Annotated in this window: 24 protein-coding genes; 15 read left to right on the forward strand and 9 right to left on the reverse strand. The window is 33.1% G+C overall.

What is annotated here, in order from left to right; all coding sequences use genetic code 11:
• The first annotated feature begins 119 nt into the window (after window positions 1–119).
• The 3 genes from OZP10_RS20425 to OZP10_RS20435 all read left to right on the forward strand — a co-directional run bounded on the left by OZP10_RS20425 (window position 120) and on the right by OZP10_RS20435 (window position 3,163).
• Window positions 120–1,625, forward strand: coding sequence for an aldehyde dehydrogenase family protein (locus OZP10_RS20425; RefSeq protein WP_281632515.1), 1,506 nt, complete (start codon window positions 120–122; stop codon window positions 1,623–1,625).
• Between the two features lie 62 nt (window positions 1,626–1,687).
• Entirely contained in the window at window positions 1,688–2,722 is a 1,035-nt protein-coding gene (gene adhP / locus OZP10_RS20430; protein ID WP_281632516.1) for an alcohol dehydrogenase AdhP, read from the forward strand.
• A gap of 66 nt (window positions 2,723–2,788) precedes the next feature.
• A complete protein-coding gene (locus OZP10_RS20435) occupies window positions 2,789–3,163 on the forward strand; it encodes a DUF779 domain-containing protein (protein WP_278021725.1) in 375 nt (124 codons plus the stop codon).
• 99 nt (window positions 3,164–3,262) lie between these two features.
• Here the strand turns inward: OZP10_RS20435 and OZP10_RS20440 are convergent, their stop codons facing one another.
• From OZP10_RS20440 to OZP10_RS20460, 5 genes are all read right to left on the reverse strand, one after another.
• Window positions 3,263–4,186, reverse strand: coding sequence for an AraC family transcriptional regulator (locus tag OZP10_RS20440; RefSeq protein WP_281632517.1), 924 nt, complete (start codon window positions 4,184–4,186; stop codon window positions 3,263–3,265).
• A 71-nt stretch (window positions 4,187–4,257) separates the two neighbouring features.
• Complete coding sequence (locus OZP10_RS20445) at window positions 4,258–5,121, reverse strand: bestrophin family protein (protein WP_281632518.1); 864 nt, start codon at window positions 5,119–5,121, stop codon at window positions 4,258–4,260.
• Between the two features lie 244 nt (window positions 5,122–5,365).
• A complete protein-coding gene (locus OZP10_RS20450) occupies window positions 5,366–6,676 on the reverse strand; it encodes a TolC family protein (RefSeq protein ID WP_281632519.1) in 1,311 nt (436 codons plus the stop codon).
• A gap of 37 nt (window positions 6,677–6,713) precedes the next feature.
• Window positions 6,714–9,812 (reverse strand): efflux RND transporter permease subunit, encoded by a 3,099-nt coding sequence (locus OZP10_RS20455; protein ID WP_281632520.1) that lies wholly within the window; start codon window positions 9,810–9,812, stop codon window positions 6,714–6,716.
• 108 nt (window positions 9,813–9,920) lie between these two features.
• Window positions 9,921–10,979, reverse strand: coding sequence for an efflux RND transporter periplasmic adaptor subunit (locus OZP10_RS20460; protein WP_281632521.1), 1,059 nt, complete (start codon window positions 10,977–10,979; stop codon window positions 9,921–9,923).
• A gap of 465 nt (window positions 10,980–11,444) precedes the next feature.
• On the opposite strand from OZP10_RS20460, the gene OZP10_RS20465 reads away from it, so the two are divergent.
• The 4 genes from OZP10_RS20465 (at window position 11,445) to OZP10_RS20480 (ending at window position 14,002) form a co-directional block, all read left to right on the forward strand.
• Entirely contained in the window at window positions 11,445–12,044 is a 600-nt protein-coding gene (locus OZP10_RS20465) for a TlpA family protein disulfide reductase (protein WP_281632522.1), read from the forward strand.
• Between the two features lie 29 nt (window positions 12,045–12,073).
• On the forward strand, window positions 12,074–12,928 hold the full coding sequence (locus OZP10_RS20470) for a histidine kinase (RefSeq protein ID WP_281632523.1): 855 nt from the start codon (window positions 12,074–12,076) through the stop codon (window positions 12,926–12,928).
• 66 nt (window positions 12,929–12,994) lie between these two features.
• Complete coding sequence (locus tag OZP10_RS20475) at window positions 12,995–13,339, forward strand: hypothetical protein (protein WP_281632524.1); 345 nt, start codon at window positions 12,995–12,997, stop codon at window positions 13,337–13,339.
• Between the two features lie 57 nt (window positions 13,340–13,396).
• A complete protein-coding gene (locus OZP10_RS20480) occupies window positions 13,397–14,002 on the forward strand; it encodes a PAS domain-containing protein (RefSeq protein ID WP_281632525.1) in 606 nt (201 codons plus the stop codon).
• A 272-nt stretch (window positions 14,003–14,274) separates the two neighbouring features.
• On the opposite strand, the gene recG is transcribed toward OZP10_RS20480, so the two are convergent.
• Complete coding sequence (recG, locus tag OZP10_RS20485; protein WP_281632526.1) at window positions 14,275–16,383, reverse strand: ATP-dependent DNA helicase RecG; 2,109 nt, start codon at window positions 16,381–16,383, stop codon at window positions 14,275–14,277.
• Window positions 16,384–16,638: 255 nt separating this feature from the next.
• Between recG and OZP10_RS20490 the strand changes: the two genes are divergently transcribed.
• The 3 genes from OZP10_RS20490 to OZP10_RS20500 all read left to right on the forward strand — a co-directional run bounded on the left by OZP10_RS20490 (window position 16,639) and on the right by OZP10_RS20500 (window position 18,095).
• Window positions 16,639–17,070: a lipocalin family protein gene (locus tag OZP10_RS20490; protein ID WP_281632527.1), complete on the forward strand. Its 432-nt coding sequence runs from the start codon at window positions 16,639–16,641 to the stop codon at window positions 17,068–17,070.
• An 84-nt stretch (window positions 17,071–17,154) separates the two neighbouring features.
• Window positions 17,155–17,694 carry a DUF1697 domain-containing protein gene (locus OZP10_RS20495; RefSeq protein WP_281632528.1) on the forward strand — a complete coding sequence of 180 codons (540 nt, stop codon included), beginning with the start codon at window positions 17,155–17,157 and terminating at the stop codon, window positions 17,692–17,694.
• Window positions 17,694–18,095, forward strand: a complete 402-nt coding sequence (locus OZP10_RS20500; RefSeq protein ID WP_281632529.1) for a DUF4348 domain-containing protein — start codon at window positions 17,694–17,696, stop codon at window positions 18,093–18,095. Before OZP10_RS20495 ends, OZP10_RS20500 begins: the two co-directional genes overlap by 1 nt.
• Window positions 18,096–18,175: 80 nt before the next feature.
• On the opposite strand, the gene OZP10_RS20505 is transcribed toward OZP10_RS20500, so the two are convergent.
• Window positions 18,176–18,919 (reverse strand): Dph6-related ATP pyrophosphatase, encoded by a 744-nt coding sequence (locus OZP10_RS20505; RefSeq protein ID WP_281632530.1) that lies wholly within the window; start codon window positions 18,917–18,919, stop codon window positions 18,176–18,178.
• Window positions 18,920–19,014: 95 nt separating this feature from the next.
• Here OZP10_RS20505 and OZP10_RS20510 point away from each other — a divergent pair, with 95 nt between their 5' ends.
• From OZP10_RS20510 to OZP10_RS20520, 3 genes are all read left to right on the forward strand, one after another.
• The gene (locus OZP10_RS20510; protein ID WP_281632531.1) at window positions 19,015–21,075 is read left to right on the forward strand and encodes a M1 family metallopeptidase; all 2,061 of its coding nucleotides are present in this window, start codon (window positions 19,015–19,017) and stop codon (window positions 21,073–21,075) included.
• Window positions 21,076–21,208: 133 nt separating this feature from the next.
• Complete coding sequence (locus OZP10_RS20515) at window positions 21,209–22,117, forward strand: patatin-like phospholipase family protein (RefSeq protein WP_281632532.1); 909 nt, start codon at window positions 21,209–21,211, stop codon at window positions 22,115–22,117.
• 8 nt (window positions 22,118–22,125) lie between these two features.
• Window positions 22,126–22,755 carry a hypothetical protein gene (locus tag OZP10_RS20520; RefSeq protein ID WP_281632533.1) on the forward strand — a complete coding sequence of 210 codons (630 nt, stop codon included), beginning with the start codon at window positions 22,126–22,128 and terminating at the stop codon, window positions 22,753–22,755.
• Between the two features lie 54 nt (window positions 22,756–22,809).
• Here the strand turns inward: OZP10_RS20520 and OZP10_RS20525 are convergent, their stop codons facing one another.
• Window positions 22,810–23,334, reverse strand: coding sequence for a DUF7935 family protein (locus OZP10_RS20525; protein ID WP_281632534.1), 525 nt, complete (start codon window positions 23,332–23,334; stop codon window positions 22,810–22,812).
• A gap of 124 nt (window positions 23,335–23,458) precedes the next feature.
• On the opposite strand from OZP10_RS20525, the gene OZP10_RS20530 reads away from it, so the two are divergent.
• The gene (locus OZP10_RS20530; RefSeq protein WP_281632535.1) at window positions 23,459–24,226 is read left to right on the forward strand and encodes a sulfite exporter TauE/SafE family protein; all 768 of its coding nucleotides are present in this window, start codon (window positions 23,459–23,461) and stop codon (window positions 24,224–24,226) included.
• Between the two features lie 125 nt (window positions 24,227–24,351).
• On the forward strand, window positions 24,352–24,651 hold the full coding sequence (locus OZP10_RS20535; protein WP_281632536.1) for a hypothetical protein: 300 nt from the start codon (window positions 24,352–24,354) through the stop codon (window positions 24,649–24,651).
• On the opposite strand, the gene OZP10_RS20540 is transcribed toward OZP10_RS20535, so the two are convergent.
• A complete protein-coding gene (locus tag OZP10_RS20540; RefSeq protein ID WP_281632537.1) occupies window positions 24,628–24,915 on the reverse strand; it encodes a type II toxin-antitoxin system RelE/ParE family toxin in 288 nt (95 codons plus the stop codon). The genes OZP10_RS20535 and OZP10_RS20540 overlap by 24 nt on opposite strands.
• Window positions 24,916–24,955 lie beyond the last annotated feature (40 nt).

The raw sequence follows: 24,955 nt of genomic DNA on the forward strand, positions 1-24,955 counted from the left end.
ATTATTATAAAAGAGCAAAAAAATCGAATGTGTAATTTTTGTGCTACAAGATGAATGAATAATGCTATTCTGTTTCTTTTTATGAAACTAAATTTGGAGTAAATCAAAAAAAGAATATTATGAGTACCGCAGTAAAAAGACCTGAATTTAAGGCAAAATACGATAACTATATTGGCGGAAAATTTGTAGCGCCAATTACAGGAGAATACTTTGATGTAGTTTCTCCTATTGATGGAAAAGTATTTACAAAAGCAGCACATTCTGGAAAACAAGATCTCGAATTGGCTGTAGATACTGCCTATGAAGCATTTAAAACTTGGGGAAAAACTTCTGTAACCGAAAGGAGTATTTTACTAAATAAGATTGCACAAAAAATTGAAGGCAATTTAGAATATATCGCTGCAGTTGAAACAGTAGACAACGGAAAACCAATTCGTGAAACACTTGCAGCCGATATTCCGTTAGCAATTGATCACTTTAGATATTTTGCTGGAGTTATTCGTGCAGAAGAAAGTTCGATAGCAGAATTGGATTCGCAGACGGTTTCTATTGCGTTAAGTGAACCTTTAGGGGTTGTGGCGCAGATTATTCCGTGGAATTTTCCAATTTTAATGGCAGTCTGGAAAATTGCTCCAGCTCTTGCAGCAGGAAATACAATTGTCTTGAAACCAGCAGAAAGTACGCCAATATCTATTATGGTTTTAATGGAATTAATTGGAGATATTCTTCCTCCTGGAGTTCTGAATATAGTAAACGGATTTGGTGCCGAATTAGGTCGTCCGTTAGTAACTAATAAAAAAGTATCAAAAGCAGCATTTACAGGTTCTACCACTACAGGACGTTTGGTAATGCAGTATGCAACAGAAAATATTATTCCGGTTACATTAGAATTGGGCGGAAAATCTCCAAATATTTTCTTCCCATCAGTAGCAGATCATGATGATGATTTCTTTGACAAAGCCGTAGAAGGTGCCATATTATTTGCTTTAAATCAAGGTGAAATCTGTACTTGTCCTTCTAGATTATTAATTCATGAAGATATTTACGACAAGTTTATCAAAAAAGTAATTGAGAGAACAGAAGCCATTATAGCTGGGAATCCCTTAGATAAATCAACTATGATTGGTGCACAGACTTCAATTGTTCAGAAAGAAAAAATCATGTCTTATATCAAATTAGGAAAAGAAGAAGGCGCGGAATTATTGATTGGAGGTGATGAAAATAAATTGGGTGGCGATTTAGAAGGCGGTTATTACATCAAACCGACTTTATTTAAAGGTCACAACAAAATGAGAATTTTTCAAGAAGAAATTTTCGGGCCAGTTTTGGCGGTTACGACTTTTAAAACTACTGAAGAGGCGATCGAAATTGCAAATGATACCATGTATGGTTTAGGAGCTGGAGTTTGGACACGTGATGCACATGAAATCTATCAGGTTCCAAGAGCGATTCAGTCTGGTCGTGTTTGGATTAATCAATACCATTCTTATCCTGCAGGAGCTCCGTTTGGAGGCTACAAACAATCTGGAATAGGCCGTGAAAATCATAAAATGATGTTGAGCCAGTATCGCCAAACCAAAAACATGCTGATTTCTTACGATAAAAAGAAATTAGGTTTCTTCTAAGAGAATATAAACTTGAGAATAGAAAGCTAAAAAGTTTTCTATTCTCTTAAAACCATAGAATTATGCTTCCAAAAACAATGAAAGCTGCGGTCGTTAGAGAATTTGGTTCTCTTCTACAAATTGAAGAAGTTGAAGTAAAACGCCCAGGTAGAAATGAAATTCTTGTAAAAGTAATTGCAAGTGGAGTGTGCCACACCGATTTACATGCTGTAGATGGGGATTGGCCAGTTAAACCTAAAATGCCTTTAATTCCAGGACATGAAGCTGTCGGATATGTTGTTGCAGTAGGACCAGAAGTTAAAAATGTAAAAGAGGGAGACGCTGTTGGCGTGCCTTGGCTTTACAGTGCCTGCGGAGGCTGCGACCACTGTATTACAGGTTGGGAAACTTTATGCGAAAGTCAGCAGAATGGCGGTTACAGTGTAGATGGCGGATTTGCAGAGTATGTAATTGCAGATGCCAGATATGTTGGAATTTTGCCTTCAAATGTGAATTTTATTGAAATGGCTCCGATTTTATGTGCTGGTGTTACGGTTTACAAAGGATTAAAAGAAACTGAGGTGAAACCTGGCGAATGGGTTGCAATTTCTGGAATTGGAGGTTTAGGGCACGTTGCTGTGCAATATGCAAAAGCTATGGGGATGAATGTGGCTGCAATTGATATTGGAGATGATAAATTGGAACTGGCAAAAAAATTAGGCGCCGATTTGGTGGTGAATGCTAAAAATCAAAATCCTGGAGAATTCTTAAAGAAAGAGGTCGGTGGAATGCATGGGGCATTGGTTACCGCAGTTTCTCCAATTGCTTTCAAACAAGGGCTTGAAACATTGAGAAGAAAAGGTACAATGGCATTAAACGGACTTCCTCCAGGCAATTTTGATTTGTCTATTTTCGATACCGTTTTAAATAGAATCACCATTAGAGGTTCTATTGTAGGAACTCGAAAAGATATGAAGGAAGCAATTGAATTTGCTGTTGACGGCAAAGTCAAAGCAACTGTCACAACTTCAAAACTAGAAGATGTAAACACCGTTTTTGATAAAATGAAAAAAGGTGAAATAGAAGGAAGAATTGTGCTAGATATAGCACAGTCCTAAATAGTTGGTTATGTTAAAGCAGTAAAATCTTAATTGAATTTACTGCTTTTTTTAATTTTTATAGCGATGATTAAACGAATTGATGCCACAGAAAAAGCAGTCGAACTGATTAATGTTCTAAAAGAAAAACACGGTGATTTAATGTTTTATCAGGCTGGAGGATGTTGCGAAGGTACACAGCCGCAGTGTTTTGAAAAAGGAGGTTATTATCAGCGAACTGGAGATGTTTGTATTGGTAAAGTTGAAGATGTTGAATTTTGGGTAGACAAAGATTTATTTGAATACTGGAAACATGCTCACTTTACTCTTACTGTTATTGACGCATTTGGAGTAGGAGGTTTTTCTTTAGAAACTCCATTAAAAAAGACTTTTCAAATAGAATATAGGATTTTTACTCCCGAAGAAGAGAAGGATTTAGAACCGATCACAAGAATTGAATGAGTTTTTTTGTTTCAGGTTTCAAGTTTCAAGTTTCAAGTTTCAAGTTTCAGGTTTCAAGTTTCAGGTTGAAAAACTTAGAACCTTAGCACCTTAGCACCTTTAATTAATATACAGTAACTGATACTGCTTTGGTGTTATTCCTTCGTATTTTTTGAATAATCTAATAAAGTAGTTGGCATCTTCGAAACCAGCCAAATAACAGACCTCGTTGATTTGTAAGCTTGGATTCTTCAATAAGTTTTTAGCACATTTTATTTTTTCATTCAAAATATACTCTATTGGACTCATTCCAAGTTCGCGTTTAAAGAAGCGGTAGAAAGAAGTTGTACTCATACAAGCTTTTTCGCTCAATACTTTTAAGCTCATATTCTCTTTTAGGTTTTGTTTGATATATTCGGTAACCTCTGTAATTGGATTATTGTTTTCAAGAAATTTTCCCTCATTAAGAGATTTTACTGTCTGCGTCTGAATAATTCTTATTAGCAGTTCTTTTAAAGTTAAATCGGCAAAAATATCTTTAGTGATCGATGTGCTCATGCATTCTTTGATGAGCTTATTAATCGTTGCAGCCATTTCTACATTGTTGTAAAAGAAATAATTCTGATAGTTTAACTGCCAGTACATGTTATTTCCTTCTTTCGGATATTGTTCGTTTAAGAAGTTTAAGATTTCTATAATCTTAGATTGATCAATAGCCAATGCCAGACATTGAGTCGGATTGCTTTTGGATGCTTCTGGAAAGTCAATTTTCATTTCTACATTTGAAGGCACAATTACAGTTTCCCCAGGCAGATATTCAAATTCAGGATCATCAAAAAGATGCATGACTTTCTTGCCGCGAAGCATGCTGGTCACTACTAAGTCGTTAAATTTTAACGGAACCATTTTAGTCGATTCGTAGGTTTCAAACAAATTTAATTCACAATGATTCAGATTGTAAATAGTTCTGTTTTCGACAAGAGTTTTTAATGATTTTTCTTGCGATAATTGGAGCGGATTGACTAAAAATCGTTGGTTGTTCATTAAATTTATTTTTTGGTGAAGACTTTAAATTTAATGAAAATAAGAATATAAACGGCAGATTTAACGTTTTGTTAAATCAGTTCTTCAACGTGTTTTTTGATGTTTTCAGAAATTTTTCTTGTTGGAAGATCATTCTCGTCATTTCCAAACGGATCTTCAATTTCTTCGGCGATAAGCTCTAAACTTGCCAATACATAAAAGATAAAAACCACCACAGGCGCAACGAGATAGCCTAAGCTAACAGAATAGCCAAATGGAAGTGTCATGGTATAAAAGAAGATGAATTTCTTTATAAAAGCACTGTAAGAGTAGGGAATAGGAGTGTTTTTAATACGCTCACAAGCTCCGCAGATATCCGTAAAAGCTACTAATTCTTCATTTATGGTAATAAGCTGATCGCCAGATATTTTTCCCGCATCATACAAATCGTTAATTTTATGATACATTATTCTTTTTAACTGATTTGGTTTGTGTTTGTGATGGTCAATTTCCAAATCAACATCTTCAAAAAGTTGTTTGCTGGTTTCTTCGTCTTTTAAATGGATGTTCAGAATTTCAGCATACATCGGAATATATTTTCTAAAAAACTTTCTGTCATTCTCGTCTTTTAAAATTGCCGAAAGTTTTATAGCTAGATTACGGCTGTTATTTACAAGTCCGCCCCAAAGTTTACGGCCTTCCCACCATCTATCATAAGCCGTATTGGTTCTAAAAACGAGCAAAAGTGAAATCACGAATCCAAGCATTCCATGCATCATCGGAATGTTATAAATATAATCGTTTTTGGTTACCTTAAAATACTGAAGTTCGAGATAACATACAATAGTGGCATATATTCCAATTGCAATCATAATCGTAAACAATTTTCGGACCGTATCCGATTTATGAAAATGGAAAATAAAAGTGAACCAGTCTTTGGTATTGTATGTAATCATTGAAGTATGTTTTGAAACAAATTTAAATTAAAAATATATTCTGCTGTGTGTAAAATAGAAAAATATTCGGCACCAAGAATTATGAATGATTTGAGATCATACAAACAGAATGTTTTCTCGAAAAAGGTTTTGTAATACTTCGCAATCATTAAAAAAAATCTGCCAAATCTGCTAAATCTGCGAGAGAAAAATAGCTCGCAGATTTAGCAGATTCGGCAGATATAATTGGATTTTTAAAAGGAAATTAGAAATTAATATTTCCAGCTAATTCTTTTAAGGCAATTTCAGATAATTTTGCTTCGTATTGTGCGTTGCTGTAACGCACTTTTGCATTGACATAATTTAACTGAGCAGTTCTAAAATCGAGTGTTGTAATGGTCCCGATTTTAAATTTGTCTAATGTGATTTCCAAATTCTGTCTGGCAATAGCTTCATTGTTTTCTTCTAAACCAATCAATTCCAAATTGGTTAAATACGTTTGAAAAGCAGTGCTTAATTGCGTATTTAAAATCGTGTTTTGCTGTTCTATGGCAATTTGCGAATTTTCGATTTGTAATTTGGCTACTTTCTCATTACGATGCTGATTAAAACCATCAAAAATGTTCATAGAAGCATTAAAACCATAATTTAAACCTTTTGAAGACGTTTCGCTGGTAAAACCTAAACTGGATTGACTTTCAGAGAAATTATATCCCGAAGTTAATCTTAAAGTAGGATAACGGTCTGCTTTTATCTGTTTCAGCTGCAATTCGGCAATACGTTTATTGATTACCTGCGCTTCTAAACCTGGATTTTGTTTTTGAGCCAAATCCATTAAATCTGCCAAAACTAATTTATTGTCTACTTTTACTTCATCTGTAACCTTGAAATCAATTTTTGGATCGCGCGCTAAATATTGGTTCAATAAAATTTTGCCATTAGCATAAGATTCCTTTTGTCTTAACAAAGCCACTTGATCTGAATTTAAATCTACTTGAGCGTTTAAAACCTCCAATTTTGAAGCCTTTCCGATACTGAAACGGTTTTTAGCCAAAGTCAGACGCTGGTTCGAAATTACGATTGTAGTATCTAATGCGGCCAATTGCTGCTGTTGTAATACTAAATCATAATAAGCAGAATTTACCTGAGCAATTTTCAGTAAAATAGTTCTTTTAAGTTCTGCATCGCCCAATTTTTGTAGTTCTTTTAGCTGGTCTAGTTTAGCAAACATTTTCATTCCATCAAAAACAGTCCAGCCTAAACTAACACCGTAATTTAAACTGTTATTTTTGGCATTATTCAATGTCGTTGACGTACCATCTTGACGTACTTGTGTTGAATTCGTAAGATTGTTATTGTCTGTAATACTTGCCGTTGCAGTTGGCAACATTCCTGCATTTCCAATGGTAACGTTTGTTTCGTTTATTTTGGAATTGTTTTTGGCAATTTTAATCTCAAAATTATTTTCCAAAGCTATGGTCATAGCTTGTTCAATAGTAAGAACTTCCTGTGCCTTTGTCTGAATTGCACAAAAAAGCAGGATAAGTACTGTACAATATATTTTTTTGATATTCATATTCGTTTTCTTTAACCAAAAAGTATATTTCTGGTTTTTATTTAATGCTTTCTCTTTCGTATTCGTCAATATGGTCAAATTCTGGATAATGCTTTCTTGCTCTTGACCACATAAAATAAATTGCAGGAATTACAAAAAGCGTTAAAGCCAAAGAAAAGATAGTTCCTCCCACAATTACAACTCCCATACCAATTCTACTAGTCGATGCTGCTCCAAGAGAAAGTGCAATTGGAAGTGCTCCTAAAGCAATGGCTAAACTCGTCATTAAAATTGGACGTAAACGCGCTTCTGAAGCTTCTAAAATAGCTTCTAATTTTGGTTTTCCTTGTTCTCGCAACTGATTGGCAAATTCTACGATCAAAATACCGTTTTTGGTCACCAGACCAATTAGCATTACCGTACCAATCTGACTGAAAATATTCCAAGTCTGATTGAATAACCATAGTGAGAATAAAGCTCCTGCCACCGCCATTGGAACTGTTAAAATGATGATAAACGGATCGATGAAACTTTCAAATTGTGCTGCTAGAATCAAGAAGATTAACAATAAAGCCAATCCGAAAGCGAAAGAAGTATTAGAACTACTTTCTACGAAATCTCGTGATTCTCCAGCTAAATCTGTAGTGAAACTTTCATCTAAAACTTTAGCTTTAATTCGGTCCATTTCTTCAATACCGTCGCCCATACTTTTTCCTGGCGCTAAACCAGCAGAAACCGTTGCAGACATATATCTGTTATTATGATACAATTGAGGTGGATTACTTTGCTCGTAAACGTTTACTACGTTATCCATCTGGATCAATTCGCCTTTTTTGTTTTTCACAAACATTGAGGTCAAATCCAGAGGTTTCGATCTGTCTTTTTGGTCAAATTGTCCAATTACCTGATATTGTTTTCCGTTTTTAATAAAATAACCAAAACGCTGTCCGCTCAAAGAAAGCTGTAAAGTCTGCGCAATATCAAGAATTGAAATTCCTAAACTTTCTGCTTTTGCACGGTCAATGGTAACGTTGATTTCTGGTTTATTAAATTTCAAGTTTACATCTGTTGTCGAAAACACATCACTTTTCCCGACTTCATTCATAAACACAGGAATTTTTTCTCTTAACTTATCAAAGTTTGGAGCCTGAATAATGTATTGAATCGGCAAACCTCCACGTCTGTTTACTGCAATTGTTGGTTGTTGGGTTACAGAAGTTTTAGCATTCGGATATTGTTTTGTCCATTTAGTTAACTCTTCAGCGATTTCTTTTTGAGATTTCTTTCTTTCGTCAACATCTTTTAAAGTAAGCCTTACCAATCCGCTATTTACAGAGTTTGAACTAAATCCTGGCGAAGTAATAACCAAACTAACTTTTTTCTCTGGAATAGAGTCATCAATCAGTCTCGAAATCTCCTGCATAAATTTATCTGTATAGTCATAAGAAGAACCTTCTGGAGTAGTCATACGCATGGTTACAGAGCTTCGGTCGTCATAAGGAGCAGTTTCTTTTGGAAGAATATTGAAGAATAAATAAATTAATCCAAAACAAGCAATTAAGATAGGGAAGCTAATCCATTTTCTGTCCATGAATTTCGTTAAAGCTTCGGCATAACTACTGTTCATTTTTTCGAAAAATGGCTCGGTTTTAATATAGAATTTCGATTTTTTCTGTTCGCCACCTTTCATTAAATAAGCATTTAACATTGGTGTTAAAGTCAAGGATACAAAGGCAGAAATTAATACCGCGGCTCCAATTACGACCCCAAATTCTCTAAAGAGTCGTCCAACGAAACCTTCAAGGAAAATAACGGGTAAAAATACCGCTGCCAAGGTTACCGAAATAGAAATTACAGCATAGAAAATTTCATTAGAACCTTTAATTGCTGCTTCAATTGGCGACATTCCTTCTTCAACTTTTTTAAAGATGTTTTCAGTTACTACGATTCCGTCATCCACAACAAGACCTGTTGCTAATACAATGGCTAATAAGGTTAAAACGTTGATAGAAAATCCGAAAAGCCACATAATGAAGAAAGTAGCAATCAAAGAAACAGGAATATCAATCAAAGGTCTGAATGCAATAGCCCAGTCTCTAAAAAACAGATAAATAATAATGATAACCAGTATAATTGAAATTCCTAAAGTTTCAGCCACCTCAAGTACTGATTTCTTTACGAAAATGGTATTATCTAAAGCAATATTAAGTTTGATATCTTTTGGAAGATCTTTCTTTAAAGCTTCGTATTTTTTATAAAACTCAGCAGAAATATCCAAATAATTTGCTCCCGGCATTGGAACGATTGCAAGACCAATTAACGGAAGTCCAGATTGGCTTAATTTTGTTTCTAAGTTTTCTGGCCCTAATTCTGCTCCTCCAATATCACTTAATCGAACAATTTTGTCTCCGTCTGTACGAATAATGATATTATTGAATTCTTCAGGTTTAGAAAGATTACCAACCGTTTTTACCGTTAATTCAGTATTGTTTCCTGTAAGTTTTCCAGAAGGCAATTCGACATTTTGTGAATTTAATGCCGTACGAACATCTGAAACCGTACAGCCGTAAGCAGAAAGTTTTGCAGGATCAATCCACAAACGCATTGCATAACGTTTTTGTCCCCAGATTTGCACAGCACTAACGCCAGGAATTGTTTCTAATCTTTGCGAAATAACGTTCTCTGCATAATCGCTCAATTCTAAAGAGCTTCTGGTGTCACTTTGAACAGTCATTGAAATAATCGCCTCACTATCTGCATCGGCTTTAGATACAACCGGTGGAGCATCAATATCTTGTGGTAAACTTCTAATGGCTTGCGAAACTTTGTCACGAACATCATTTGCCGCTTCTTCTAAATCTTTGTCAAGATTAAATTCTATTGTAATGTTACTGCTTCCTTGGTTACTAGATGAAGTAATGTTTCTGATTCCGTCAATTGCATTTACCGCTTTTTCAAGTGGTTCTGTAATCTGCGATTCAATAATGTCGGAATTGGCGCCCGTATAATTGGTACGAATGGATACCTGCGCAGGGTCAATAGAAGGAAATTCTCTGACTCCTAAAAAAGTATAACCAATAAAACCGAATAAAATAATTAATAAATTCAGTACTATGGTTAAAACAGGTCTTTTTATACTTGTAGTTGATAAACTCATGTGTGATTTTAGATTTTAGATTGTCGATTTTAGATTTCAGATTTATCGCTAAATCTTGACTACCATCTTTAAATCTATATTCAAGTCTTATGACTTTTGGCTTTAGAACTATTTTATTTGAACTTTAATTGGAGCTTCATCTTTTAAAGACATGACACCACTTGTAATTAAAGTGTCTCCTGGTTTTAATCCTGATAAAATTAAAATAGAAGAATCTGTTCTTGTTGTTGCATCAACCATTACTTCTTTTGCTTGTCCGTTATTAGCAATAAAAACTTTTTTACCGTCTTGAATTGGAATAATAGCTTGAGAAGGAACTACAATAGCATCTTTAATAATATTTAAAGGCAATTTGATATCTGCGAAAGTTCCAGGGAAAAGTTTTCCATCAGCATTATCAGCAAGGGCACGAACCTGAAGTGTACGTGTTGCAACAGCAACTTCTGGTTCGATAGCATAAATTTTTCCATTATAAGTTTTGTCTGAACCAGAAACCTTAAAATCGATTATTGATCCTGATTTTACTTCTGCAGCATATTTTTCTGGTATAGAAAAAGTGATTTTTAATTTACTAGTATTGACCAGTTTTGCTACTAAAACCGTTGGTGTAATGTAAGTTCCAGGAGAAATATTACGCAAACCAATTTTTCCTGAAAAAGGAGCTCTAACAGAAGTTTTAGAAATTTGCGCTCTAATTAATTGGCTTTGAGCCTGAGCAGAAGCAAGGTCGGCTTTTGCAACATCTGCTTCTTCTTGGCTAATTGCCTCTTTTTGAAGCAGTAATTTTGCTCTTCTCGCATTCTCGGCAGCCAAACCTTCTCTTGTTAAAGCTTGTCTTAATTGTGCTTTTAACTCAATATCATTTACTTTCAAAAGTACTTGTCCTTTTGTCACATTAGAACCTTCATTAAAAAATATTCCTTCTACAATACCTGAAACCTCGCTATGAATTTCAATTTGCTCATTTGCTTCAATAGACCCTGATAATGCTAGATTATTGTCAAAAGTGGTTGTTTTTATTACGATTCCATTAACAGTTGTTGGAGATTTTTTATCATTGAATTTTTTAGAGTCGTCGTTTTTGCCCTTGTTAGAAATAATTCTGTAGGTAATGAAGCCTCCAATTGTAATAATTAAAAGGGTGTAAATGAGGTGTTTTACTTTCATAAAATTGAGGTGAATATAGATTTTTTGGTTTCTGTTTTTAGTATGGTTACAAATTTAACTTTTTGCTATGAAATCGGAAGCTGTTGGCTTTTATTTAACATTTGTATGTACAAAGGTTTGCGTTTAGACTATCGGCAGGCAAAAAGGTTTAATTAAAGATTAATTTTTTTTAAAACTTCGTCAAAACGACTAACTCTAGAATTGTATAAAGGCAGGCTATCTCTGCTTTGAAAGAAATTTTAAGCAATTTGTCTGATTTTTTTTGCACTTTATCGATTTTATTTGTAACATTGATATGTTAAACAAAATGAGAAGATTTTTTACGAAAGCTAACGGTTGCGTTTGGTTTTTGTGTTAAAATACGTATGCAGAAGTTGTTTTTTTTGGTTTTTGATTCTATATAATGAATAATTATATTAACAAGTGTTTATTGTTTGTTGTTGAATATTATAAAAAAAATAATTTATGAAGAAAAAATTACTTCTAAGCTTATGGTTTACATTTTTACTTCTTTCAATTGGTTATCTGTTTTGGCAGAACGAGTTCCAGTACAGTCTTCCAACGCCAATCCCTAAGAATTATCATGCTGTTACAATGGGGTCAAAAATAGAACTCGGTCCTTGTTGTGCATTTGATAATAAACCCATTTTTATACATTTTTTTAATCCCGAATGCCCTTGTTCGCGGTTCAACGTACCACATGTTAGCGATTTAATCAAAAAATATGGAGATAAAGTCAATTTTAAAATCGTAGTGTTAAACAAACAGAAAAATTTTACAATTGATGAAATACAGCAGAAGTTTGATGCTAAAATTCCGGTTTATTTTGATGAAGGAATCGCTAAGAAATGTGGTGTTTTTTCTACTCCTCAGGCAGTTTTACTAGATCAGTCGCACGACTTGTATTACAGAGGGAATTACAATAAAACAAGATATTGTACAGATACTAAAAGCAATTATGCCCAAATGGCTATTGATTCTCTTTTAAGTAAAAAGTACAATCCTTCTTTTAATGCTCTAGCCCTTAGAGCTTACGGATGTTCATTACCAAAATGTACTAAATAACTATTTCCAAAAACCTAAATCTTAACCCTATGAAAGCAAAAGCTAGCTTAAACGAACAAGATTATCTGCACAGTTTTATGTCTACTATGACACAAAAGTCAGATACAATTATTAATTATGTACTTGCAGTATATTTTCTTTTGGGTATCGGACTGTCTTTTAAATACGATACTTTTGAAATTGGCGTTGGCGTTGGAACATTGAATCTTTTGCTGTACTACTCGGCAAAATTTTTCTTGAAAAACTCTAAATTTTACCAATATGTTCTATCTGTTGTTCTGGCTATTTTTATGGCTCAGTACATTTACCAGATGCATGGTATGTTCGAAATGCATTTTACGGTATTTATTGCCAGTACTATTTTGATTATCTATCAGAATTGGAAGCTTCAAATTCCGCTTACTTTACTGGTTGTCTTGCATCACGCTGGATTGGCTTATTTGCAAAATTATATTTACAATGATGCCAACGGACTTCAGGTTTATTTTTCGCAGGTAAATTTTGATCTCGAAACCTTAATTATTCATACCGTTTTAGCGGCTGTAGTATTTTTTATGAACGGCTATTGGGCTTATTATTTTAAAGAACATAGCGAAAATCATATTTCAAAAATTTCAGATGAATATGAATTAGAGAACATGAAACTGGCTTCTGCAAAATACAGTTCTATGTCGGCTACAAAAGATTACAATGATTTTATTCATAGAACTACTTTAGATTTGAAACTGCCTGTAAATTCAGTTTTAAAACTAATTGATGTTTCAAAAGGACATACAGATAATGATAAACTGCTTAGTTATCTTGAAATGATGAGAGAAAGCGCTAAGAAAATTGATGATTTGGTGAATGACATTCATGTAAAATCGACAACAAACAGAAACTAGTTTTTAAAACTAGAATTAAAACCAAGTCCCAAAAAAAACAATATTAATATTTTTTAAACCAGTTGTATGTTTAAGCATGATTTACCAACTGCAGTGCCTACGCTGCATAATCTTAAAAGAATAATTGAAGATTTTTTGAATGAAAGCATAACATTAGATTCGATTGAAAAAATGGGGATTCAATCTGATTTTGAAATAGAAGTAAAGGAGATTTTCAAAAATTACCGAATGAGTTCACATGTTTACGATCTTGATTTTCAATATAAAAAGCTAATTCAGATTATGAATGATATTCGACAGCTTAATCTTGCTGTTAATAATGAAATTCCAGAATGGCTTGAAAATGAATTAGAAACAGTTTTTCGTAAAATCAGAAATATTCTTCTTGTCTTGGAAATCGAGTCAAATTAAGGTTTAAGGATTCATTTTATACTTATTGAATTGTAAATTAATTTAAATGTAAAAGTTATGGATACTAGATTACACCGTCCAACACCTTCGGATAGAGAAGTGGACTGGAATAAGAATAAAGTATTGCTAAGTAAAACTGATAAAAAAGGAACCATTTTATATGCCAATGAAGACTTTATAGATGTTTCTGGTTATGATGAATTTGAGCTTGTCGGCCAGCCTCACAATATAGTTCGCCATCCGGATATGCCCAAGGTTATTTTTAAATTTTTATGGGACAGTATTAAATCCAGTGAAAATATTCATGTTATAATAAAAAACATGGCTAAAACTGGACGTTATTACTGGGTTGTAACCGATTTTAAAATAATCGCTGATACAGATGGTGAAATAGTAGGTTTCTTTGGCACGAGAAAGTCGGTTCCAAATGAGATTATTGTCAAATTTATTGAGCCTTTGTACAAGAAACTTTTACAGATTGAAGAAACCAGCGGTATGCATGCTTCTGAAGAATATTTGGTAGGTTTTCTGGAAGAAAGAAAGAAAACGTATATGGAATATATTGATCATCTGATTGCAACGGGTAAAGACGATAAAAACAAAATTAGCAAAGGTTTATTCAGTGGCCTTTTTGAAAAAAAGAATGATGTGAAAAAGAAATAATCAACGATATACTTCATTGTGTCTGGCAAAATATTCAACCCCTTTAAATTTGTCCCCCAACAAAACTAAATCACCTGAATGATAAATAGGACGCAATGGAGTTTTTTTTTTTTAAGTTTCTAAGGTGCTAAGCTTCTAAGATGCTAAGTTTTAAAGCCCAAAGATTTTAAGTTTAAAATCTTTGGGCTTTTTTGGTATTCGAAAAAAGAGGCTAGGATATAACCTTAGAACCTTAGAACCTTAGAACCTTAGTATCTTAGTATCTTAGAAGCTTAACTAATATAATTCCAAATATTCTTTTTCTTAGTCAGCTCTATGAAGATGTTTCTTAAAATGGCATGTTCGGGTTTTTGAAGAGCTGAATCTTCTTTTAAGATTTTCATGGCGTAATTTCTGGCTAGAGATAAAATCTCTCTGTCTTTTACAATATCTGCAATTTGCAGGTTTAAAACACCGCTTTGCTGTGTTCCCATTAAGTCGCCTGGACCGCGAAGTTTTAAGTCTACTTCGGCAATTTCGAAACCATCGTTGGTTTGTACCATAGTCTCCATTCTCGTTTTGCTGTCAGAGCTTAATTTATGTCCTGTCATCAAGATGCAATAACTTTGCTCGGCGCCACGGCCTACACGTCCGCGCAGCTGATGCAATTGCGAAAGTCCGAATCTTTCGGCACTTTCTATAATCATTACGCTGGCGTTTGGTACGTTTACACCAACTTCAATTACGGTTGTCGCAACCATAATATTAGTTTTTCCTTCAGAGAAACGCTTCATTTCAGAATCTTTATCGGCTGGTTTCATTTTTCCGTGAAGAATTGAAATTGAATATTGAGGTAACGGAAAATCACGAGAAATACTTTCGTAACCGTCCATTAGATCTTTATAATCCATTTTTTCCGATTCCTGAATCAGCGGATAAACAATGTAAATCTGTCTGCCTTTTGCAATTTCATCACGAAGAAATTTCCAAACTTTCAAACGATTTGTATCATAACGATGTACAGTCTGAATTGGTTTTCTGCCTGGTGGTAATTCATCAATAACCGAAATGTCCAAATCACCATATAAACTCATAGCCAAAGTTCTCGGAATAGGAGTGGCGGTCATCACTAAAACGTGTGGCGGAATATCGTTTTTCTTCCACAATTTAGATCTTTGCTCCACACCAAAACGATGCTGCTCGTCAATTACAGCCAAGCCTAAATTCTGAAATTGCACTTTATCTTCCAGTAAAGCATGAGTTCCAATTAGAATTTTAAGTTCGCCGCTTTCTAATTCTTCATGAATAATTTTTCTTTCAGAAGTTTTGGTAGAACCCGTTAATATTCGAATATTGATATTTAATATTTTAGCAAATTCAGATAATCCAAGAAAATGCTGATTGGCTAAGATTTCTGTTGGCGCCATCAAACAAGCCTGAAAACCATTGTCGATAGCCAAAAGCATGCTCATAAAAGCTACGATTGTTTTTCCAGAACCTACGTCTCCTTGAAGCAGACGATTCATTTGAGCGTTGCTTCCCATGTCGGTTCTGATTTCTTTAATTACTCTTTTTTGAGCATTTGTTAAATCGAAAGGAAGATGGTTTTTATAAAATTCATTAAAAAGTTCGCCCACTTTATCAAATGGATGTCCTTTTATTTTATGTTTTCGAATGAGATTCTTTGTAATTAACTGCAACTGAATAAAGAACAGTTCTTCAAACTTCAGTCTGAATTGTGCTTTCGCTAAAATATCAGCGCTTTTCGGAAAATGAATATTGAATAATGCAGCGCGTTTCGGAATCAGCTTTAATTCTTCGATTAAAAATGGCGGAAAAGTTTCGGTAAACAACGCTTGTGTTTCCAAAAAAAGCTGTTCCATTAATTTATTAATGGTTCGGTTTGAAATGCCTTTATTAGCTAAAGCTTCTGTCGAAGGATAAACCGGTTGCATTGCCGAGCGTAAACTTCTTTCGTGTTCGCTTAGCAATTCTATTTCCGGATGCGCCATACTAAACTGGCTTCCATACAGCGAACATTTTCCAAAAATCACTAATGGTTCATTGAGTTTTAAACTTTCGCGAATCCATTTATGACCTTGAAACCAGTTTAAGTCAATTTGCCCAGTATCATCAACAAAAGAAGCTACAAGACGTTTTTTGTTTTTGGCAAATTCAACTGTTTTAATGTTGATTATTTTGCCGATAATCTGAACTTCAGAACCAGTATTCTGTAATTCATTAATCTTATAATAACGCGTTCTGTCAATATATCGATTCGGAAAAAGATTGACTAAATCTCCATATTTATGAATGCCCAATTCCTTGCGAAGCAGCTGTCCACGGCTTGGACCAACACCTTTTAAGTATTCAATCGGAGTTTCAAAAAGATTATTAGACATTCGAAGATTAGATTTTATAGAGCCAAGAATAAAAGAGTCGAGAACCAAGAAGAAAGACAAAGTATATTCTATTTTCTTTCTTCTTGATTTTTTATTTCTTTAAAAAGCGAAGATAGATTTTAATTAGGAATTTTGAAAATGAATTATTGTTTTCAAGTGTTTGAATATTAATTTATCATTAATTTCTTAAGTTTAGACGCAACCATTTTAAGAAAGTAAAATCTTAATAATAATTAACCATTAAAAACTATAAAAATGAAGAAAATTGGACTTTTAATCGTATTGTTTATTTCGCTTGTTTCTTGTTCTAATGATGACAATGAAAATAAACCAACCGAAAGCTATCACGGAAAATGGATCCTTACAGCGATGGGCAACAGTAATCCCGCAGTAAATTCGGTAGATATTTTAGAATGGGAGGAATCGTATACTTTTAATTCTAATAATACATTCTCTAAAACAAGAAAGAAAGATGGTAAAATTACAACCATTTCAGGAACTTATTCTGTAGTAAAAACGACAGATCAAATTCAGTTTGAACTAAATTATACTGCAGAGAGCGATATAGTAGCATCTTGTACTTCCAAGACAAAAGAAAATTTATATATCATTAATAGTTTCGGAAATTTGTATGGAACGTGGAGTGTATGCGATGGTCCAAGACTAGTATATGAGAAAAAGAAATAATTTTTGAATGCTTACTAATTCAGATAATTTGGAGGCTCCGTTTATGACGGAGCTTTTTTTATCTTTGCATAAAAATTAGAAAAAATGAAAACACATTTAGCGCTTTTACGTGGGATCAATGTTTCTGGGCATAATATGATGAAAATGGAAGCTTTGAAAGCAATGCTGGAAAATCTTGGTTTTCAAAACGTAAGAACGTATTTGCAATCCGGAAATGTTTTTGTAGATAGCGAAGAAGAAGCTTCAAAAGTTGGGTTTATGATCAAACAGGAAATATTTAAGGTATTTGGTCATGAAGTTCCAGTTGTTATGATTACCAAAGAAAATTTAGAGTCGTGTTTTGTTAATAATGCATTCTTGAAAGAAAAAGATGCTGACCTGAAAAAACTATATGTTGCTTTTGTTTCAACAACTCTAAAAAAAGAAAACATAAACGATTTAAAGATAAGTCAGTTTAAGCCAGACGAAGCGAGTATTGACGAAAACAGAATTTTCATTAAATATGCTGTTGGTGCTGGAAAAACTCGTTTTGACCAAAAATATATCGAGAAAAAATTGAATGTAACAGCAACAATTCGAAACTGGAATACGGTTACGAACTTGCTTAAAATGTATGAAGAATAATGAAAAGGTATTTCGTATTAGTTTTTGTTCTAACAATGGCTTTAAATACTGCTGTTTTTGCTCAAAGCGCAAAAACAGCTCCCGAAGACTTCAATGCTTTTTTCAGTAAATTCAATGCTGATCCGAAATTTCAAGTGAGCAGAGTGATTTTTCCTCTAAAATACAGGGCAAATAATGACGATCTTGAATTGGTGGATTATACGCAGACAAAAGAGAATTACAAAGTGCTTACTTTGAATAGAAAAGCAGACGAAAAATTTTTAAAAAGAACTTTATCGATAAAGAAAAGCAAAGTCACTCTTGAAGAGCGTGGACTAGATAATGGAATTTATATTGATTATATCTATGAATTAAAAGATGGTAAGTGGTTCTTGAAAACTTGGGTTGATCAATCAACTTAATTTCGAATCCATTTTTGCATAGCTGGAAAAGTCATTTTTTGTTCTTTTTCGGCTTTATGAATTTAAATAAAAATTTCATTTTACTTTTTAATTAAATCACAATACCAGAATCCAAAATCGAAGGCAGTTTCATCATTAGTATCGCAGGCTGTATTGGATGAATCTTTTTTTTGTGGCTTCTCATATTTTCTATACACAATTTCGCCAATTTCAAAATCAATAGGTTTAGAAAAAATAGGTCCATCGAAAGTAAAAGTATGAAATTCGCCATTTTCACCACAGACATCAACATTTTCAGGTAAATCATTTATAAAATCCTGATCGATTATTCTGCCAACAAAACTTTTATCCAGATACTTTTCGTTTACACAAACCACAATTGTTTTAAATCCAAGCGAAATGAACTCTTGAATTAAATCAAGAGTTGGGATTTTCCAAATCGGAAAAACGCCTGTTAATCCGATTTTTGCTAATTGATTTTCACGATATTGGCGTAAATCTTCCAGAAAAATATCTCCAAAAATAGAATGTGTTATGCCTTTTTGCTTTAGTTCGGTTAACGTTTCGGTCATCACTTTTTCATATACTTCCATTGTCGGCATTTCGGGTACTTCCAGAATTTTTAATGGAATTCCGATATTTTCTGCCTGTTCTTGCAATAATTCAACCCGGATCCCGTGCATTGAAATTCGCTGAAATTGTTGGTTTACACTTGTCAGTAAACATTCGATTTGAAACTCACTATTTTGTAATGTTTTATATAGGGCAAGAGCAGAATCTTTTCCGCTGCTCCAGTTAAATAAGGCTTTTTGAGGTGTAGACACGATTTGACTGTTTTATATGGTAAACTTACAAAATTCGTTCTATTTGTAAAGGAAACCTTTGTAACTTTGGGATTTTGCCTTTAAAATCCGTTTCAATGAAATACATTTTTTTATTATTCACCAGTCTTCTTTTTGCGCAGCAAACTCAATATGTTGACTTTAAATCGGTTTCTGGACAATTGACATTAAGTCCGAAAGATAAACTAGTTTCAGGAACTGTCGATTTTCAATTTGAGATTTTAAAAGATTGTGACACTATTGCCCTTGATGCTAAAAACATGGGTTTTTCGAATGTAAGAATTAATGATAAGGAGATTATTTTTATCAATACCGACAAGCAGTTAAAATTGATTTATCCTTTTAAACAAGGACAGAATCATTTGACTTTTAATTATACAGCAAAGCCAAAACAGGCATTGTATTTTGTTGATATGGATAATGACGAAATACAAATCTGGACACAAGGACAGGGGAGATATACAAGTAATTGGTTTCCGAGTTTTGATGATGTAAACGAAAAATTGATTTTCAATTTAGGGATTTCATATGATAAAGATTATCAAGTAGTTTCTAATGGAGTTTTAAAAGAAAAGCCAACAAACGGAAATCTGAATCACTGGCAGTTTGAAATGGAAAAACCAATGAGTTCGTATTTATTAATGCTGGCTATTGGGAAATTTGATAAAAAAGAATTTAAATCCAAAAGCAGAGTTTCTTTAGAATATTATTATGAACCCAAAGATGCAGATCGTTTTGAGTCAACTTACCGATATTCTAAACATATTTTTGATTTCCTTGAAAAAGAAATTGGTGTAAAATATCCTTGGAAAATCAACAGACAAATTCCAGTAAGAGACTTTTTGTATGCTGGAATGGAAAACACCACTTCAACTCTTTTTGCAACGCGTTATGTGGTAGATTCAATAGGTTTTTGTGACCGAAATTATACCAATGTCGATGCGCACGAATTAGCACATCATTGGTTTGGAGATCTTATTACTGCCGAAAGCAGTACACATCATTGGCTTCAAGAAGGATTTGCAACCTATTTTGCTTTGTTGGCAGAGAAAGATATTTATGGAGAAGATTATTTTTATTCGAAACTATATGATACGGCACAGCAGATTAAATTTGCTTCTCGTACAGACACGATTCCCGTTTTAAATGCAAAAGCGAGTTCTCTTACCTTTTACGAAAAAGGTGCTTGGGCATTATTTGTTTTGCATGAATCTATTGGAGATAAAGCCTTCAAAAAAGCAATTAGAAATTACTTGAAAAAATACGCATATCAAACCGTAAATACACAGAATTTCTTCGACGAAATAAAAAAAGTTTCCGATTTTGATCTGGATAATTTTCAGAAAACTTGGTTGGAATCAACAGCTTTTGATACGCCAACTGCAAATGCATTGTTGAGCAAAAACAAAACAATTCAAAAGCGATTGGAAATCGATAAATTAAAAAAAACGCCTTTAGCCGAAAAAGCAGCTATTTTAAAAAGCACTTTAGAATCGGATGTGTATCAATCTGTGAAAGAAGCTGTTGTTGATCAATTAGAAAATGAGAAATACGAAGATAAAAAAGCTCTTTTGCTTTTGGCAATGCAGACTAATAACATCAAAGTACGCCAAAATCTAGCTGGTTCTTTGACTAAAATTCCAGAAGATTTTAGAGAAAATTATGAAACTCTTTTGAATGACAAATCGTATCAGACGCAGGAAATAGCGCTTTATTGGTTGTGGAGAAATTTTCCCGAGCATAGAACAGAATATTTGGATAGATCAAAAAACTGGATAGGCTTCAACGATTATAATCTTAGAACTTTGTGGCTTTCTCTTGCTTTGTCAACACCAAACTATATTAATGAAAAAGATGTTTTGGTAAAGGAACTGATTGCATTTTCATCAACAAAATACGAAGCTACAACCAGGCAAAATGCATTAGAAAAACTGATTGCCTTTAAAATTATTAACGATCAGGTTTTGAGTAATTTAGTTGGCGCAACTACGCATCATATGTGGCAGTTTTCGAAATTTGGCAGAGATACGATAAGACTTCTGTTAAAAAATCCTGAAATGCGTGCTTCTTTTAATAGAATTTTACCTAATTTGACACCCGATGAGCAATTCCAATTGAATCGTTTATTGAAAGAGTAAATTAGAGTGGAAAGTAGGAAGAAGCAAGAAGCAAGATTAACAGAAAAGGATTTTAAAAATAATCTTGGTTCTTGCTTCTTTTCTCTATACCCTCTAAAAAAAATATCCCAAAATAAAACCTACATTACAATTTATGAGAGCATTGGTTATTTCAGGAGGTGGCAGTAAAGGCGCTTTTGCCGGTGGTGTTGCCCAGTATTTAATAGAAGAGAAAAAACATGAATACGATTTGTTTATAGGAACTTCTACTGGAAGTTTATTGATTCCGCATTTAGCTCTCGGTCATATTAAAAAAATTCATTCTGTATATACCAATGTTACGATGTCAAGTATTTTTAATATTTGTCCGTTTGTAGTAAAAAATAAGGATGGCGTTGATATTGTAACCATAAATCACTTTAATGTATTACGTCAGTTTTTTAAAGGGAAACGTACTTTTGGAGAAAGTAAAGGACTGAGAAAATATATCCAGAATAATTTTTCTCTTTCAGATTTTAATAAACTCAAAAAGCTTAAAACCGACGTTATTGTTACGGTGACCAATTTTACTAAAAATGAATCTGAATATAAATCGGTAAAAGACTGTACTTACGAAGAATTTTGCGAATGGTCTTGGATATCGAGTAATTATGTTCCTTTTATGAGTTTGGTTGAAAAAAACAACTGTGAATACGGTGATGGCGGATTTTCAAGCTTAGTTCCAATTCGTGAAGCAATTAACAGAGGAGCAACAGAAATTGATGTAATTGTTCTTGAAACAGAGGTTAATACAACTAAAACTGTAATCGGTAAAAATCCGTTTTCTTTAATGATTGATTTGTTCCGAATTGCTTTAGATCAGGTAGAAAAACACGACATTGCTATAGGAAAACTTATGGCAAATAATAAGGATGTCAAACTTAATCTATATTATACTCCCATAAAATTAACCGATAATGCCTTGATTTTTAATAAAGAGGTAATGAAAGAATGGTGGCAGCAAGGTTACGAGTATGCTCAGAATAAGTCAGAAGCAATGAGTGATAATAAAATATTGATTTAAGAAGTAGCATGAGAAGCATATTTTCTTTTTTATTAGTTTTAGTAGTACTTGTTTTTTCTTCAAGCTGTCAGAAAGACAAACAAGATGCAAATTTTAAATTGCCCAAAAATGAAGAAATAAATGCAATAATTAAGACTCTTATCAATAGTGACAGTGTAGAGATTGCTAGATATTTAGGAAATAATGAAAAGATTTCTTTTTGCGAAGATTTACAGAAGCTGAAAATTGACCACGTTGAGAAAGGCAAATTGCCAAAAAGTGCAGAAGAAGACTCCGAATTGATAGAATTACTCATAGGATCACCAGATATACCAGAGGAGAAATTCTTATTTTCAAAATCAGATTCATTATATATACAATTTCAAAATAAAAATTTTAATACTTTCAAATTATCGCAAAATGATTTTAATGAGGTAGTTATTAGATCAATAGAAGAAATAAAGAAGGACTGGAAAAAAGAAAAATATTTTAGCTATTATCATGCTACGATCCCAATAATTTCAGCAGATGGAAAAAAAGCTTATGTCAAGTATACCTTAAATTGTTCAGGATTATGTGGTGCTGGTTACCGAGTTTTCTTTGAAAAAATCAAAGGAAAATGGATTGTAGTAAAATATCACCAAGAGTGGGTAAGTTAAAAAGAAATGTGAGATTGAGCAGTTAATATATGCTCAATCTCAAATATAATATTTTTAATACCAAAGTTCTGCAACTTCAGATTTGATAAAACTTAAAGCGGCGTTACTTGGCGATTGCTTTTCTAATAAATCATTTAAGATTACTTCGCGAAGTTTATCGGCATTATCCACTTTATCGCTCATAGCAGTTTTGCGAATCATTTGGATTGTTGCATTTTTAGCAGTTGTAATGATAGTCCAACACTCTTCAGACATATATATTTGCTGAGTTAAATTATGTTCGAATTCCTGCTCAATTAGGTCAATTAAGTAATTTTCGTAATCATTTTTGTTTTGCGAAATAGGAGCAATTCTAATTAACAATTTTGTCAAATTAATACGTTCTAAAAATAAAGTCATACGCTCGTATGCTTGTAGACGTACAGGAAGAGATTCTTTATGAGCTTGTTTGTTTAGTAAAAAAGCACGTTTTCTATCGTTGTTTTTAATGTGTAGCTCAAAGAAACGATAAGCTACAACTCCTGTAACTAAGGCTGGTAAAGTATAACTAGCAAGTTCTATTATTTTGTTGAAATCCATTGAAATAATTTTTAAGCAAAAATATACTTTTTGGTTAAAAATCAACTTTAAATTTGTGGTAATAAACAAAAAGGAAGCCGTATTTTTGCAGCTTGTTTTTTATTGCGACCAAAATATGTTCTTAATGGATTCATACATAATACTTTTTCTTTGTTTAGCAGCTTTTGCCGCTGGTTTTATTGATGCAATTGTTGGCGGCGGCGGATTAATCCAGACGCCGATGGGATTAATTTTATTACCAAATCTTCCAGTTTCGACTGTTATTGGAACATTAAAGATTCCTGCTTTCAGCGGAACAGCTTTTGCTGCTTTTCAATATTTAAAGAAAGTTGTTATTCAGTGGAAACTCTTGATTATTATGATGTGTCTGGCGGTTCCGTCGGCTTTTTTGGGATCTACAATTTTGACTTTGGTCAGCAATGATTTTATGAAACCGCTTTTATTGGTGGTTTTATCTTTACTGTTCGTATATACTTACGCCAAGAAAAATTTCGGACAACATGTTGCCAAAGACCATTCTGCGGCGACGCAGATAATGTATGCTGTTGTAATTAGTATAATTGTTGGGTTTTACGATGGATTTATTGGTCCAGGAACAGGAAGTTTTTTTGTTGTGGCTTTCATTGCGCTTTTAGGCTTTGATTTTCTTCACGCTTCCGCGAATGCTAAAATGGTAAATTTGGCAACGAACTTTGGTTCGATTTGTCTGTTTATGATTAAAGGAAAAATTATCTGGACAATTGCCATTCCGATGGCTGTCAGCAACGGACTTGGTGGATGGCTTGGAGCAAAATTAGCCATAAACAAAGGCAATGGATTTATTAGGATTTTCTTTTTGATTGTGGTTGTGGGCACTTTGATCCGATTTGCTTATGATGTGTTTTTTAAGTAAGGTTCTGAGTTGCTAAGATTCTAAGGTTCTAAGTTTTCCTTTTTTGATATTATAGTTAAAATTATCTTTCGCAACTATAAAATGATTATTTTTGTATCATATTTTGAGAATTTAATTTGCATGAAATGATAGAAATAGTTGAGAATTATGAAAAATACATTAATTCATTGGCTGAATTAATTGATAAGTCTTATTATAAGACGGAGTTTTTTATTCAAAAACTGGGTTTAAAACATGCGACCTATTATAGAAAATTAAAGGCGAATAGTTTTACACATCAAGAAGTGAAGTTAATTACTTCTTTACTATTTCCTGAAGAAATTTTAATGCAAGAATTGCAAAAAAGTCAAGAAGATATTAAGGCAGGAAGAACAGTTGACTTTGAAGATTTCAAACAAAAGTTAAGAGCTAAGTATACTATCTAATTCTAGAGGGTTTCTTTTATTATCCCAGAATAAAACAATGTAAATGATTTGTTTTTCTATTTGATAAAATAAAAACACCTGATTTGATATAGGAAACTTTCTATAAGTTGTTTTTTTATATTTAGAGCCAATAAAATTATTTTGAACAATTATCTCTATAGTCGAGATGGTTTGATTTGAAAATTTAGTCGCTTTGAGATTACTATATCTACTTATAATTTGTAAAAATGTCTTTTCGGCGTTTTCTGTTAATTTAACTTTCATTTGCTTTTTTATAAGTTTACAAATATAAATTATTTTAAAG

This window comes from Flavobacterium luteolum (assembly GCF_027111275.1).
Taxonomy (GTDB): Bacteria; Bacteroidota; Bacteroidia; order Flavobacteriales; family Flavobacteriaceae; genus Flavobacterium; species Flavobacterium luteolum.

Bases quoted from the DNA above. Each gene is read 5' to 3' on its own strand.
- OZP10_RS20425 (WP_281632515.1), top strand. From the start codon at position 120: ATGAGTACCGCAGTAAAAAGACCTGAATTTAAGGCAAAATACGATAAC.
- adhP (WP_281632516.1), top strand. From the start codon at position 1,688: ATGCTTCCAAAAACAATGAAAGCTGCGGTCGTTAGAGAATTTGGTTCT.
- OZP10_RS20435 (WP_278021725.1), top strand. From the start codon at position 2,789: ATGATTAAACGAATTGATGCCACAGAAAAAGCAGTCGAACTGATTAAT.
- OZP10_RS20440 (WP_281632517.1), bottom strand. From the start codon at position 4,186: ATGAACAACCAACGATTTTTAGTCAATCCGCTCCAATTATCGCAAGAA.
- OZP10_RS20445 (WP_281632518.1), bottom strand. From the start codon at position 5,121: ATGATTACATACAATACCAAAGACTGGTTCACTTTTATTTTCCATTTT.
- OZP10_RS20450 (WP_281632519.1), bottom strand. From the start codon at position 6,676: ATGAATATCAAAAAAATATATTGTACAGTACTTATCCTGCTTTTTTGT.
- OZP10_RS20455 (WP_281632520.1), bottom strand. From the start codon at position 9,812: ATGAGTTTATCAACTACAAGTATAAAAAGACCTGTTTTAACCATAGTA.
- OZP10_RS20460 (WP_281632521.1), bottom strand. From the start codon at position 10,979: ATGAAAGTAAAACACCTCATTTACACCCTTTTAATTATTACAATTGGA.
- OZP10_RS20465 (WP_281632522.1), top strand. From the start codon at position 11,445: ATGAAGAAAAAATTACTTCTAAGCTTATGGTTTACATTTTTACTTCTT.
- OZP10_RS20470 (WP_281632523.1), top strand. From the start codon at position 12,074: ATGAAAGCAAAAGCTAGCTTAAACGAACAAGATTATCTGCACAGTTTT.
- OZP10_RS20475 (WP_281632524.1), top strand. From the start codon at position 12,995: ATGTTTAAGCATGATTTACCAACTGCAGTGCCTACGCTGCATAATCTT.
- OZP10_RS20480 (WP_281632525.1), top strand. From the start codon at position 13,397: ATGGATACTAGATTACACCGTCCAACACCTTCGGATAGAGAAGTGGAC.
- recG (WP_281632526.1), bottom strand. From the start codon at position 16,383: ATGTCTAATAATCTTTTTGAAACTCCGATTGAATACTTAAAAGGTGTT.
- OZP10_RS20490 (WP_281632527.1), top strand. From the start codon at position 16,639: ATGAAGAAAATTGGACTTTTAATCGTATTGTTTATTTCGCTTGTTTCT.
- OZP10_RS20495 (WP_281632528.1), top strand. From the start codon at position 17,155: ATGAAAACACATTTAGCGCTTTTACGTGGGATCAATGTTTCTGGGCAT.
- OZP10_RS20500 (WP_281632529.1), top strand. From the start codon at position 17,694: ATGAAAAGGTATTTCGTATTAGTTTTTGTTCTAACAATGGCTTTAAAT.
- OZP10_RS20510 (WP_281632531.1), top strand. From the start codon at position 19,015: ATGAAATACATTTTTTTATTATTCACCAGTCTTCTTTTTGCGCAGCAA.
- OZP10_RS20515 (WP_281632532.1), top strand. From the start codon at position 21,209: ATGAGAGCATTGGTTATTTCAGGAGGTGGCAGTAAAGGCGCTTTTGCC.
- OZP10_RS20520 (WP_281632533.1), top strand. From the start codon at position 22,126: ATGAGAAGCATATTTTCTTTTTTATTAGTTTTAGTAGTACTTGTTTTT.
- OZP10_RS20525 (WP_281632534.1), bottom strand. From the start codon at position 23,334: ATGGATTTCAACAAAATAATAGAACTTGCTAGTTATACTTTACCAGCC.
- OZP10_RS20530 (WP_281632535.1), top strand. From the start codon at position 23,459: ATGGATTCATACATAATACTTTTTCTTTGTTTAGCAGCTTTTGCCGCT.
- OZP10_RS20535 (WP_281632536.1), top strand. From the start codon at position 24,352: ATGATAGAAATAGTTGAGAATTATGAAAAATACATTAATTCATTGGCT.
- OZP10_RS20540 (WP_281632537.1), bottom strand. From the start codon at position 24,915: ATGAAAGTTAAATTAACAGAAAACGCCGAAAAGACATTTTTACAAATT.